Below are 12663 nucleotides of genomic sequence, written 5' to 3'. Positions count from 1 at the left end.
TCGTGAATCCCTGATTCACGAAGTGCTGGGTTAAGGCTTTGAAACGTAGCCATTATGTCGCATAACTCTCTAATCTACGTATTTCGTAAATTCTAACCTTTTATTATTTATTTACGTATTTCATAGATTAGCCATCCAGCATGGTATCTAGGGGGCTTTTGATATTTTTGATGTTCTTGACGGCGACGTGGGTGTAGATTTCGGTGGTTTGCACATTCCGATGCCCGAGGAGCTCTTGAATATAGCGAATATCGATGCCGCCTTCAAGCAGATGCGTGGCAAAAGAGTGGCGTAGGCTGTGAAGGCTCACGTCCTTCACGATCTTTGCGTCGACGAGCGCTTTTTCGAAGATCTTCTGGACGGAGCGCTCGGTAATCGAGCGACCGTCATGCTGTCCCGGGAATAGCCACCTTTCCGGCTTATACCTGCTCACATACAACTGAACCGCCGCAAAAGCATGCTCCGACAGCACGGTTAGCCTGTCCTTCCTCCCTTTGCCTTGGCGCACGTGCAACGTCCGCCTCTCCTGATCCAAGTCGCGGAGCTGCAGCTTTACGACCTCGCTTACTCTCAAGCCCGAGGAATAAGTCAGCAACAGAATCGCCCGATGCTTCAAATTCTGAACGCTATCGAGAAGCCGCTTAACATCGCCTACGGAGAGCACGTTCGGGAGCTTGTGCTGCTTTTTCGGCCGTATGTACGAGAAATTCCCCTCTAGTAACCCGCATACTTTCTCCAAATGGAACTTAATCGCGCTAATCGCTTGATTAACGTACGCATGCGACCGCCCTTCTCCGACCAGCTTGTTACTATAGACGAGCAGCAGGTCATGAACAGGCACCTCCCGACAAGTCTCATAGAACCTATAAAAGCGTTCCAGATGACTAATGTAAGTCCGCATCGTCTGCCGGCTGTAGCCTTTGAGCTTCAGTCGAATCGAGAGCTGCCGCTTGACCGCAATGCTCCAACTCGACTGCTCGAAGTCGATCGTCTCCAGATGAATAGGAACGACGTCCAGTTCATGCTCGGACAGCAGATCGCACTCTTCAAGCAGCGTGTCCTCGACCATTAATGGGATGCCCTCGAACAGCTTCAGCAGCTGGTTCAGACTGCCCGTCGAATAGGGGATAACCCAAGCTTGTTCTTCCGGATGCCACTTGCGAAACGTCATCTCACGGATCCGCGCAATCCAGTCCTCACGATACGGGAACTGGACGAACAGTTCGATGTCGTTCTTTTTTCTCAACTGAATTTTCATTCGGCGATCCACCCTCTCATCCTATCATCTATCCTATAATTTGGAAACTAATGTTTATAACAAACAAAAAAGAGACCGTTCCCGCCTAACGGGAATAGCCTCTCGATGCTTTCGGAGTATAGGTAAATCATACCACCCGCCGCGCGGGGTCGTCTAGCTATATTCTCGATGGTAGAAGGTCTTAGGATAGCACATAATTGATTAATTGGACCGACCCTTAGAGCACGGTTGTGAACGCGAAAATGAAGTGCCGACGCTTGTTCGCGGTTGCGGCGTTATTTCAATCAGGTCGGATGTTTACCCCATTAAACGCTCGCATAGGTCCACAAGCCCCCGGCTAGCAACAATGCCCCAACAACTAGTCCATAATCACGAGCGGCCCAGCGGAGCTTCGCCGTTCGTGTCGGGCGTTTGTCCATCGTAACGCCTCGGCTCTCGAGCGCGATCGCAATCTCGTCTCCCAGCCGGAAGATAGACAGAATGAACGGCAGCGTTAACTCGCGCATTTTGCCAACGATTCGCAAACGTCTCCCAGGCCGCATTTTCCCCCGGGACAGATCGATGCGCGAGAACCTGCCCCATTCCGCGATGAGTACCGGGATGAATCGAATCATGAGCGTGACGGTTAGGATTAGCCGATGGGCAATCGCCGGCGTTTTGCCTTTGTAGGTCAGCAGCTTCTGCAGCGCATTGCGAAGCGCGAGCGGCGTCATAACGAGCGGAAGGCTTAAGCCTAGCAGCATGACTAGATACGTTCTCGTAAAAGGAAGCAATGTCACCGTGAAGCGATCGATTCCGAACGTTAATCCCCCGCTATCCCATCCAGCCGCGTAGAACGCGGAAGCGATGACGGAAAACACCCCGTAGTTGAACAACAACGCGCGCCATCTCCACAACGATATACGCCCCGAAGCTAGCAGCAGCATCGTCACGACAGCCGATATCGCTAAGCCGCTCCACGACCATTGGGCGAAAATACCTATCGAAATGAACACGTAACTTAGCCAAATCGTGCGAGGATCGAAAGATCCTAGGCGATGCTTGTTGTTACTACTCCGTTCCTCTCTACGTCTTGCGATCAGGCTCGCTATTACTGGCACCGTCTGATGCGGCGAATTGTCAATATCCGCGGTTGTTTCAACGCTAACGATCCCGAGCTCACACATCGCATCAGCCGCAGCAAAAGGCGACCATAGTTGCGCAGCAGGAATCCCCCTCAGATGCAGATGATGCGCAATATCCAGCCACGCCGGCACGCTCATCCCCGCTTCCACGAGCCATTCAGGACTCGCCAGCAACTGCTCGCGGCTGCATTGCCTAATTGTACCTTCCGCATCCAATAGGAGCACCGAATCCGCGAGCGGTAACGCCCAATCCAAGTCATGCGAGATGAGCAGGATGCCGACTCCCTGATCTTTTAACCCCATTAAATAATTACCCAGCCGCGCATGTCCGTCACCGTCCAACCCGGCCGTCGGTTCGTCGAGCAACAGCCATGGCACAGGCGGCACGAAGGCCGCGGCCAACGCGGCGCGGCGGCGTTCTCCCCCGCTCATGCCATACGGATCGCGCGCCAGCCAAGCGTCGTCCTGCCAGCCTACCGCGGATAACGCAGTCGTAACGCGAGCCTTTAACCTACCCGCATCCATTCCATAAGGACGCGCGGAAAACTGCAACTCTTCCGATACCGTCCGCATGAACAGACCGTTCTCGGGCGATTGCGGCGCATAGCTATAGTGTAAGAGCGCATGTCTGTTTAGCTTCGATTTCCGCAAGCGACCGGGTATCCACACCGGCTCGTCGCCGTAACGCGACTGGATCCCTTCAGGCGGCCTTAATCCCGCCACCTTCTCCAGCAGCGTCGTCTTGCCGACGCCGTTGCCGCCTATCAACAAAGTAAGCTGACCGGGAGCTAACGTTAACCCCGCATCCGCCAATGCAGCGTCGGCCGCGCCGCAGCGCCAAGGAATGCCGTCGATACGCAGCGATATCGGTTCATAGCCTAGCTGTATGTGTTCGCTCGCTCTCTCCAACATTCCCCAACACCTTTCGCCATTCCTCCGCCGTCATCGGCAGCGGATCAGATAGATGACCTTGCTGCCGCAGACGCAAGGCCAACGCCGCTAAATACGGTACGCGCAGCCCCGCCCGCTCGCAAGGAGATATCGCATCTCCGCTGCGCCCGTACATAAAGTCCCTCGCATCCCCGTAGAAGCAGACGCGACCTTCGCTTATCGCCGCGACGCGCGAATCCGGCTCAAGCTCATCCAGCCGCTGCGTCACCCAGACGATCGCCACTCCCTGGCGCTGCAGCCGTCTAGCTTCTCTCGCGATCGTCTCGCGGTTGCTTTCGTCTAGCATCGCCGTCGCCTCGTCTAGCACGAGCAGAGGCGCATCGACCGCAAGCGCCGCCGCGAAAGCCGCCAGCTGAAGCTGTCCCCCCGACAGTCTGTCCCAAGGCTCGTCCGCGAAAGGCACTAAGCCTACGCGCTCCAAAGTCCCTCTAACGAATAACGAGATTTCTTCCGCCGGCGTCTCTCGCCACTCCAGCGCAAACTGCACTTCCTCGCGAGGCGTCTCGCCGAACAGCTGAGCCTGCGGCTGCTGCAGCACGATCGGACTGACGGTATGTCCCGCGAATCCGCGATCGACAGCTCCCGTCGCTCCTTCGGTATATAAACCCGCAAGCAGACGGGCTAATGTCGACTTCCCGCTTCCGTTCACCCCGACGACGTACAGCCATTCCCCGGGCGCGAGCGTAAGACTCACGTCCTCGAGCCGAATGGCCGATTCCCCGCTCTCATTGCTTCCCGTTACGGACACGCCTTCTAACACGATCGGAGCAGCCGACGCTAAAGTCATCACATTTTCCCTCTTCCCAATCCGGCTTTCTCATGCTACAATCCGAATTGTTAACCACTAAATAAAATATAGGTTAACATTCGAAAGGAGTTTTGACAACATGTCTACCCCTACTTCCGCGACCGGCGCTAAGACGCGCCCGAACACAAGCGAATGGCTCAGAGGAATCGTCTTTACCGCGCTATTCGGCGCCCTCTTCATTGCCGGCAGCTCGATCCACTTCAACTTCGGCACTTCGTCCGTACCGATTACGTTGCAGACGTTCGCCGTCATTCTCGCAGGTGGATTCCTTGGCGCTACATACGGCTTCTTCAGCATCTTCATCGTCATCGTATTAACCGCTTTGGGTCTCCCGCTTATGGGCGACGGAACCGGTCTTTCCAAAATGTCCGGCGCGACCGCCGGCTTCATCTGGATGTTCCCGATCGCGGCGTTCCTCATCGGATGGGTTAGCGACAAGCTGTTCGTGCCCGGCAAGCGTCTACCGCTTCCGAAGCTGATCGTCTTCATCGTCTCTACCTTCGTCCTTGGCTCGCTGCTCTTATATGTAGCCGGCGTGCCATGGCTCGCCCACTATTCGAAAACACTGGACTTCCAAGGCGCGATCGACAAAGGCATGGTCCCTTACTTGCCTGGCGATGCGGTGAAAGCCGTCGCAGCCGCCCTGATCATCGCCACGCTTCGTCCGGTTCTCCCGATGGTGCGTCCGTCCAAGCCACAACAGCAATAACCGCGCATGACCTAAGGAGCTCCCTCAAGGGAGCTTTTTTTATGCGTAAAATCATAACCGATGATGCGTCAATAGGGACGAAGGTACAAGCAAGCGCGCCGCCGCGAACATAAGATTAACAAGATTCTGTGGCGTCATGAACCGGATGTTAGGTGCGACCCTGCTAGCAACCCTTCGATTCATGCGACTCTCTTTAAGGAGCGTGTACCTACCAGATGGCAACCGGCCGGTTAGACCTGTATATCGCCAAACTACCGAACAACACCGTCGTACTGACGCTGGGCTGCACAGATTCCGCCTCGGAATTGCTGACCATCCCTCGGAATACGCCGCTCGTGCTGACGCGGGGTACGATCAAGGCCCCGAACGTTAACGTACAGTTTCTAGAAGGAAGAGAATGCTTCGCCGACTTCGTCGAAATGAACTTCGAGCTCGCCCACAGGCTTCAGCTTCAGGCGCTGCGCCGCTATTCGCTTAACTATGCGTCCTCTTCGAAATCGCTCATTATCCAGCCTACCCCGATCAGCGAAGCGACGGCAGTCATTCATTCGCAGACCGCCACGAACATCTCCATAGGCTACGAGCTAGTATCCAAGCTAGGCATTCCCGAGAGACAGGGATTGCCGATTCGCGTTCGTAACGGCAAATACATCGCGGGCTTGCGTCTGCAAGTACCCGCCAACTTATCCGACGACCGGATGCGCCTGCCTGCGTATTGGCTGAACAAATGGCGGCTATCCGCCAACGTCCCTTATAAGCTTCAATACGACCAGCGTTATTCCGTCCTGAGCTTGTCGCCGATTCATACTCCCGTATTGACTCGATTATAACGCATTTGCTTTAAGCGTCCGATCGGAGAGAGGGCCACGCAACGTCAAGCTGCGCGGCCCTCTCTTTTCATTTGGATTTCTTCTTGGCGGCGGAGCGACCTTGTTTCTTCGGATCGTCGCTCTTAGGCGCGCGCGTCTGGGAGTTCGGAATGCCTTCAGTCACGGCTTAATGCCTCCTTCGTCGCGCAGGGCTCGTATACCCCGGCGACTGTAGGTTGGCAGTCTCGCTACCGCTTTATGCGCCGAAACTAGTCAGTCGCACTCTTCCGGATCTTCCGCGGGCTTCGCCGCTTCTACGTCCAGCTTCTCCGCTACGGAGTCGCGAATGACCGAGATGACGTTCTGCAGTAAGTAGTTAACGTCCACTTGGCTTTGCTGGAACTGCTGAACGACCGGCATCGTGTCCAGCTCGTCTTGGATAACCGAAATTTCGGCTTCGATTTTCTCTACCATCTTCGGATTGTTGAACGTATTTTGGAAGGCGACGAGCTCCTTCTGTTTTTTCTTGATGAGCACGATCAGGTCTTGTACCCGCTTATGGGACTGGATGACCTTCTCGGATTTTTGGTACAGCTCGACTTCTTCCGTCGTCGCGATCAGGTCCGCCAGTTCTTTGGCTCTTGCGATAATATCCTCGCGAACGACTAAATCGATGCTATCGAACGACGGAACGCAGCTGTCCCCGTGTTCGTGGTCGTGATGATCGTGATCATGCGCATGTGCTGTCAATGAAATCTCTCCAATCTATTGGCTGTGCGATTTATTTTATCCTGCTTGAACGGCGGCCTCTTCCGGCTCACCGACTACTTCCGCCTTAATATACCACGCTTTCGGTTCGGTGACCCGCACGTTGACGAACTGCCCGATCCATTCTTTCTTGCCGTCAAAATGAATGAGCTTGTTCGTGCGCGTTCTTCCCGACAGCATGTTGGCGTTATTCTTGCTCTCGCCCTCGACGAGCACTTCGACGATCTGGTCTTGCAGCGTCAAATGATTCTCGAGCGACAACTCGCCTATGAGCGCGTTTAAACGCTTCAATCGCTGATGCTTCACTTCGTACGGAACGTCGTCTACCATGTCCGCGGCTGGCGTTCCCTCGCGCGGCGAATAGATGAACGTGAACGCCGACGTGATGTTCGCCTCGCGCATCAGCGACAGCGTCTCCTCGAACTGCTCTTCCGTCTCGCCGGGGAACCCGACGATGACGTCCGTCGTCAATACCGCGGACGGGATCGCCTCCCGGATGCGGCGCACGAGATCAAGGAACCGTTCGCGCGTATATTTGCGGCTCATCCGCTTCAGAACGTCCGTGCTGCCGGACTGTACCGGCAAATGGATATGTTCCACGAGGTTGCCGCCCTTGGCGAGCACTTCGATCAGACGATCGTCGAAGTCGCGCGGGTGACTCGTCGTGAAGCGGATGCGCGGAATATCGATTTTGCGGATATCGTCCATCAGATCGCCGAACCGATAATTCCGATCCTCGAAATCTTTGCCGTACGCGTTCACGTTCTGCCCGAGCAGCGTAATCTCCTTATAGCCTTGGCGCGCCAATTCGCGCACTTCAGCGATGACGTCGGCCGGAAGGCGGCTCCGCTCTTTGCCGCGGGTGTACGGGACGATGCAATACGTGCAAAACTTATCGCAGCCATACATGATGTTCACCCACGCACGCAGCCCTTCCGCGCGTTTTTTCGGCAAGTTCTCGATAATGTCGCCTTCCTTGGACCACACCTCGACGACCATTTCTTTACCGAAGTGCGCTTCTTGCAGCAAGTGCGGTAACCGATGAATGTTATGCGTACCGAAAATCAAATCCACGTGCGGATGCTTGTTCATGAGCCTGTTCACGACTGAAGCTTCCTGGGACATGCAGCCGCATACGCCGAGAACGAGCTCCGGCCGTTGCTGCTTCAGCATCTTCAGATGTCCGAGCTCGCCGAACACTTTGTCTTCCGCATTTTCGCGCACCGCGCACGTATTAAGCAGAATGACGTCGGCCTCTTTGCGCTCTTCCGTAGCCTCGTAGCCCATCGCTTCGAACAGTCCGCGCATCACTTCGGTATCGTGCTCGTTCATCTGGCAGCCGTATGTATAGATGATGTACTTCTTTCCGTGCCCCAGCTCGCGCAGCCCGTCCGGAATGCCGTTCTCGTAGTGAACTTGAATCTCTTCTTTGCCGCGCTTCTTCTCGTCGGAATAGCTCGGGGCGGAATGCATCGTTATATCTCGGCCGTTAATCCGGTAGGTCGTTTTCCCATCCGCTTGCTTGACGACTTTGGCCGAAGTGAAATCGAAATATTCAGCATAATCCTTGTTGCCTTTCTCGGATGCCATAAAAGGATTCACTCCCCCTCATGTATGCCTTGAACAGCTATACCCATCCTAAAATTATACCATTCCGATTGCTAGATATCCATCGCGGCGCGCTCAATACGCAAGCTTAGCTTCGATCGTCGCGACTCCGTTCAAATAACTATAAGAGAAAGAAATCGACTTCGCCCCGTCCGCGTGCTCGTTGCTCATCGCCTCTACGTCTTGCTTCAAGTTCCGTTTACCGTACAAGTAGTTGAACTTGACGGACGTCTTCTTCCCCGCGATCGCGTCGTCGATCAGCTTGATCGCATCCGCGAGTGACGTAACGTTGTCACCGATATCCTTCATAATCGCTTGATAGGCTATCGCGTATTTGTCCTTCGCCTTGATCTTCGCTTTGAGCATCGCGCGGTAATCCGTCGTTGCGGCCGGCATGCCGCCCTGGCTCCACGAGTGGTCGCGCCTCAACGCGGCGTCCGACACGTTGAAGTAAGTATAGTCTACCTTCTCTTGCGAATCCCACGTCGTATCGACGTTGTACCATTGGCCGTCCAGCTTCACCTTGTTCCACGCGTGCAGTCCGGTACTGACCGAGCCTGACACGATGTGCACGGGGATTCCCGCTTCCTGCATGAGACGGTACGTTAGAAGCGCATAACCTTGGCAGACGGCTTCTCCCGTCTTCAGCGCCTCGTAAGCCGTATATTTGCGAAGCGAGTGATCGTAAGACACGTGGGAGGCAATGTAATCGTGGAGGAGCTTCTCTTTCTGGATGTCGGTCATCTTGCTCGTAAGCAGCTTCGCGACGATTTGCTTAGCCTGCGCCGCCACGTAGTCGGATTGAGCCTTGCTCTCCAAGTAGACGATCTTATACGTAGCCGTGCCTTTGCTCTTGCCCGCCGTGCTCGATGTTCGGATCGTATAGCTCTTGATGATCATGCCCATATACTCGTCGGCCTTAATAGCCGATTCGAGAATCGCGGAAGCCTGCTTCACGTCAGGCAGCGCAAGCGTAATCGTCGCTCTATGCTCTGCTAGCTGCGCCGCAACCTGTTGCATTGGCGTCGGGGTACTCGCGTACCCGGTGGCGCTTCCGGAAGCCGTCAATAAGCCGACCATCAACAACACTAAAGTGCCTTTTCGCAAACGGTTTCCCTCCCGCCGCTATTAGTTGTAGCGTTACGAGGGCTATCCTAGCCCCTCTTGCTAGTCTATGATCTCGCCGAATTCCCCAGTCGCAAGTCCCGCCGCGTTGCCTTCGTCCGTATCTATGTGCATGTCGAGAGCGAACTGCTCGGACACCCGCGCGAGCACTTGTTCGAACACGACGCCACGATCGCCTCCTACGCGAACGCGAAGTATTTGCTTATCCTTGATTCCCCATCGTTCCGCGTCCAAAGTGTGGAAGTGGATGTGGCGCGCCGCCACGATAACGCCTTTATCCAAGGTCACTTCTCCCGCCGGTCCTACGATGCGGATGCCCGGCGTTCCTTCGATTTTGCCCGACTCGCGCACCGGCGGATTGACGCCAAGCGCGAACGCGTCCGTACGGGATACTTCCAGCTGCGATTCTTTACGTACCGGTCCTAATATGCGCACTTTGGCGAACGAACCTTTCGGTCCATGGACGGCGACCGTCTCGTTGGCCGCATATTGATCAGGCTGCGAAAGCGGCTTGAACACGGTCAGCTCTGCTCCATCGCCGAACAGTTGCTTCACATGCTCGCTGGACAAATGAATATGGCGTGCCGATACGCCTATCGGTACTTTTTTCATATCGGTCATCTTAACGTTCACGACCCTTTCTTAGGTAAGCTCCTGATGCTCTCAGTATAGCGCAAGAGGCGCACGGGACAAACCCCGCGCGCCTCACGATTCGTGAACCTTATTTGAATTCTGTCAGCAGCTTATCGAAGTCCGCGCGCGAAAGCTTGATGTCTTGGTTCGCGAGCCCTTCGGGTTTGAAGCCTACGGCGAGATCCTCATACGACTTGCGTTGATTGTTCTGGTAGATCAGACCCGTAAGCATGCCGTTCGTCTCCATAATCTTCGTCATGGCGGCGATACGGTTGGACGGATCGTAATCCGGGAATTGATCGAGGTTGACGATGTTTTCCTTGAACCAGTCGTACGTGTTGATCTTATTGAACGTGACGCATGGGCTGAATACGTTGATCAGCGAGAACCCCTTATGCTGCAAGCCCGCTTCAATCAACGCCGTCAGCTGCTTCAGGTCGCTCGAGAACGATTGCGCGACGAAAGTGGCTCCCGCCGACAACGCGATCTCCAGCGGAGACAGCGTCGACTCGATCGAGCCTTCCGGCGTCGACTTCGTCTTGAAGCCTTCAGCCGAACGCGGGGACGTCTGTCCCTTCGTCAGTCCGTAAATTTGGTTGTCCATCACGATGTACGTCACGTCTAAGTTACGGCGAATCGCGTGGACCGTGTGGCCCATCCCGATCGCGAAACCGTCGCCGTCGCCGCCGGAAGCGATGACGGTCAGCTCGCGGTTAGCGAGCTTAACGCCTTGCGCGATAGGCAACGAACGGCCGTGAATCCCGTGTAAGCCGTACGCGTTAATATAACCGGAAATCCGTCCGGAGCAGCCGATGCCGGATATGACCGCAAGCTGTTCAGGCTCGAGTCCTACGTTCGCGGCCGCGCGCTGGATTGCCGCCTGTACGGAAAAGTCGCCGCAGCCCGGGCACCAGTTCGGCTTCACGTTATTACGAAACTCTTTGAATGTAGCCATCTTAATTCAGCTCCTTGCAGGCTTGGTGAATTTCCGAAGGCAGGAACGGCGTACCGTCATATTTAAGCAGGTTGCGGATCTTGTCATGCGAGCCTACGTTTTGTTTGATCAAGTTCGCGAGTTGGCCGGTGGCGTTGTTCTCGAGCACGACGACTTGCTTCGCGCTGTCGAGGTGAGGCTTCAGCAAATCGCTCGGGAACGGATGCATTTGACGCACCATGATGCGGTTGGTCGTAATTCCGTCTTCCGTCAATCGGACTTGCGCTTCCTCGATCGTACCGCCCGTCGAGCCCATCGCGACGATGAGCAAGTCCGGATTCGCGTTCGGAGCGTCTGCTTTGATCGCGTTGGTAATGCGCAGCGAGTTAAGTTTATTGAGCCGTTTGTCCATCATTTTATGGCGGTTCGTCGCGCTCTCGGAAGGTCTGCCTTCCTGGTCGTGCTCTACGCCGGTAACGTGGTGGATACCGTTCTTCATGCCCGGAATGACGCGCGGCGATACGCCGTCTTCCGTGAACTCGTAACGTTTGAACAGCTTGTTGTCTTCCGTCGGAGGAAGTTCGCCCGTGAGCAGCTTACCGCGGTTGATCTCGATTCTATCGTAGTCGAGCGTTTCGCACGTTTGCTTACCGAGCGACAATTGCAGATCGGTTGCGATAATGACCGGAACTTGATATTGTTCCGAAATGTTGAAGCCTTCGATCATATCGTAGAAACACTCTTCGATCGTGCTCGGAGCAACGACGACTTTCGGAATTTCGCCGTGCGTTCCGTAGATGAGTGCGTTAATATCGGATTGCTCTTGCTTCGTCGGCAAGCCCGTGGAAGGACCGCCGCGCTGCGTATCGACGATAACGAGCGGCGTCTCGGTCATACCGGACAGACCGATCGCTTCCATCATTAGAGATAGACCCGGTCCCGCGGATGCCGTCATCGTACGTACGCCTGCATAGTTCGCGCCGATGGCCATCGTGACCGCCGCGATTTCGTCTTCGGTTTGCACGACGGTGCCGCCGAACTTCGGCAGCTTCTTGATCAGCCATTCCATGATCTCGGATGCAGGCGTAATCGGATACGCGGCCATCAAGCGGCAGCCCGCCGCGAGCGTGCCGAGCGCCATCGCCTCGTTGCCGATCATGAACAGCTTTTGCTTGCCGTCCGCGTCGTCGAGCTTAAAGTCATCTAGCGGACCGCCTGCTTGCTCCAGCACGAATTCCGCGCCGCGACGTACCGCTTCGATGTTCTTCTCCACGATAGCCGGACCTTTGCGTCCGAATTCTTCTTCTACCGCTTTGTTGAATACGTCCATGGACAACCCGAGCAAAGCCCAGGATGCGCCGGACGCCACCATATTTTTCATAAGCGACGTGCCGAGCTCTTCGGCGATTGCCGTGATCGGTACTGCGAATAGGCGAGCTTGCACGCCTTCGGGGATCGTCGGAGAGAATTTCGCGTCCGCGACGATGACTCCGCCTGCGCGAAGTTCGTGCGCGTTCAAATCGATGCTCTCCTGGTCGAACGCAACGAGTATGTCTAGATCGTCGGATATCGCTCGAATCGGCTTCGTGCTAATGCGGATTTTGTTGTTCGTGTGTCCGCCTTTGATCCGCGAGGAAAAGTGACGGTACCCGTACAGGTAATAGCCCAGGCGGTTAAGCGCTGTCGAGAAAATACGGTCCGTACTTTCAACGCCTTCCCCTTGCTGGCCGCCGATTTTCCATGACAGTTGACTGATCACAGTGCCCATCTCCTCTTAAGCTTCGGTTCGTCGATTTCCGACACTAATCCCAATATAATTTAAATGTTCAAACAGTTAAATCTTATGTGTAGCAAGTATAAAATGCAAGACATATTCGCGTAAACGACTAATAACCGTTTTCGATGGAACCAATATCCAATTTAGATCGATGTCAAC

The 12663-nt window shown here is 55.1% G+C and carries 11 protein-coding genes; 2 read left to right on the top strand and 9 right to left on the bottom strand.

Features of this window, described 5'->3' with window-relative positions; all coding sequences use genetic code 11:
* Window positions 1-127 precede the first annotated feature (127 nt).
* The 3 genes from ACFPQ4_RS24265 to ACFPQ4_RS24255 all read right to left on the bottom strand — a co-directional run bounded on the left by ACFPQ4_RS24265 (window position 128) and on the right by ACFPQ4_RS24255 (window position 4120).
* The gene (locus ACFPQ4_RS24265) at window positions 128-1258 is read right to left on the bottom strand and encodes a tyrosine-type recombinase/integrase (RefSeq protein WP_378114505.1); all 1131 of its coding nucleotides are present in this window, start codon (window positions 1256-1258) and stop codon (window positions 128-130) included.
* 305 nt (window positions 1259-1563) lie between these two features.
* Window positions 1564-3294, bottom strand: a complete 1731-nt coding sequence (locus tag ACFPQ4_RS24260; RefSeq protein ID WP_378114504.1) for an ATP-binding cassette domain-containing protein — start codon at window positions 3292-3294, stop codon at window positions 1564-1566.
* Complete coding sequence (locus ACFPQ4_RS24255) at window positions 3254-4120, bottom strand: ATP-binding cassette domain-containing protein (RefSeq protein ID WP_378114503.1); 867 nt, start codon at window positions 4118-4120, stop codon at window positions 3254-3256. Before ACFPQ4_RS24255 ends, ACFPQ4_RS24260 begins: the two co-directional genes overlap by 41 nt.
* Window positions 4121-4220: 100 nt before the next feature.
* Here ACFPQ4_RS24255 and ACFPQ4_RS24250 point away from each other — a divergent pair, with 100 nt between their 5' ends.
* Both ACFPQ4_RS24250 and ACFPQ4_RS24245 read left to right on the top strand, forming a co-directional pair.
* The gene (locus ACFPQ4_RS24250; protein ID WP_378114502.1) at window positions 4221-4850 is read left to right on the top strand and encodes a biotin transporter BioY; all 630 of its coding nucleotides are present in this window, start codon (window positions 4221-4223) and stop codon (window positions 4848-4850) included.
* 215 nt (window positions 4851-5065) lie between these two features.
* Window positions 5066-5680 carry a hypothetical protein gene (locus tag ACFPQ4_RS24245; protein ID WP_378114501.1) on the top strand — a complete coding sequence of 205 codons (615 nt, stop codon included), beginning with the start codon at window positions 5066-5068 and terminating at the stop codon, window positions 5678-5680.
* A 252-nt stretch (window positions 5681-5932) separates the two neighbouring features.
* Here ACFPQ4_RS24245 and ACFPQ4_RS24240 read toward each other — a convergent pair whose 3' ends face one another.
* From ACFPQ4_RS24240 to ACFPQ4_RS24215, 6 genes are all read right to left on the bottom strand, one after another.
* Window positions 5933-6415 (bottom strand): YlbF family regulator, encoded by a 483-nt coding sequence (locus ACFPQ4_RS24240; protein ID WP_378114532.1) that lies wholly within the window; start codon window positions 6413-6415, stop codon window positions 5933-5935.
* Window positions 6416-6445: 30 nt separating this feature from the next.
* Entirely contained in the window at window positions 6446-8017 is a 1572-nt protein-coding gene (gene miaB / locus ACFPQ4_RS24235; RefSeq protein ID WP_378114500.1) for a tRNA (N6-isopentenyl adenosine(37)-C2)-methylthiotransferase MiaB, read from the bottom strand.
* A 93-nt stretch (window positions 8018-8110) separates the two neighbouring features.
* Complete coding sequence (locus ACFPQ4_RS24230; RefSeq protein WP_378114499.1) at window positions 8111-9142, bottom strand: transglutaminase domain-containing protein; 1032 nt, start codon at window positions 9140-9142, stop codon at window positions 8111-8113.
* Window positions 9143-9202: 60 nt separating this feature from the next.
* Window positions 9203-9772 carry a phosphate propanoyltransferase gene (gene pduL, locus ACFPQ4_RS24225; protein WP_378114498.1) on the bottom strand — a complete coding sequence of 190 codons (570 nt, stop codon included), beginning with the start codon at window positions 9770-9772 and terminating at the stop codon, window positions 9203-9205.
* Window positions 9773-9881: 109 nt separating this feature from the next.
* Complete coding sequence (locus ACFPQ4_RS24220) at window positions 9882-10748, bottom strand: 2-oxoacid:ferredoxin oxidoreductase subunit beta (protein WP_378114497.1); 867 nt, start codon at window positions 10746-10748, stop codon at window positions 9882-9884.
* A gap of 1 nt (window position 10749) precedes the next feature.
* Window positions 10750-12486, bottom strand: a complete 1737-nt coding sequence (locus ACFPQ4_RS24215; protein WP_378114496.1) for a 2-oxoacid:acceptor oxidoreductase subunit alpha — start codon at window positions 12484-12486, stop codon at window positions 10750-10752.
* Window positions 12487-12663: the final 177 nt, after the last annotated feature.

This window comes from Cohnella yongneupensis (assembly GCF_042655785.1).
GTDB lineage: Bacteria > Bacillota > Bacilli > Paenibacillales > Paenibacillaceae > Cohnella > Cohnella yongneupensis.
Note: the sequence above shows the minus strand (reverse complement) of the source record. Positions and strands in the feature narration are given on the sequence as shown.

Excerpts from the sequence above, each read along its gene's own strand:
- ACFPQ4_RS24265 (WP_378114505.1), bottom strand. The coding sequence starts at position 1,258 with ATGAAAATTCAGTTGAGAAAAAAGAACGACATCGAACTGTTCGTCCAG.
- ACFPQ4_RS24260 (WP_378114504.1), bottom strand. The coding sequence starts at position 3,294 with ATGTTGGAGAGAGCGAGCGAACACATACAGCTAGGCTATGAACCGATA.
- ACFPQ4_RS24255 (WP_378114503.1), bottom strand. The coding sequence starts at position 4,120 with ATGACTTTAGCGTCGGCTGCTCCGATCGTGTTAGAAGGCGTGTCCGTA.
- ACFPQ4_RS24250 (WP_378114502.1), top strand. The coding sequence starts at position 4,221 with ATGTCTACCCCTACTTCCGCGACCGGCGCTAAGACGCGCCCGAACACA.
- ACFPQ4_RS24245 (WP_378114501.1), top strand. The coding sequence starts at position 5,066 with ATGGCAACCGGCCGGTTAGACCTGTATATCGCCAAACTACCGAACAAC.
- miaB (WP_378114500.1), bottom strand. The coding sequence starts at position 8,017 with ATGGCATCCGAGAAAGGCAACAAGGATTATGCTGAATATTTCGATTTC.
- pduL (WP_378114498.1), bottom strand. The coding sequence starts at position 9,772 with ATGAAAAAAGTACCGATAGGCGTATCGGCACGCCATATTCATTTGTCC.
- ACFPQ4_RS24220 (WP_378114497.1), bottom strand. The coding sequence starts at position 10,748 with ATGGCTACATTCAAAGAGTTTCGTAATAACGTGAAGCCGAACTGGTGC.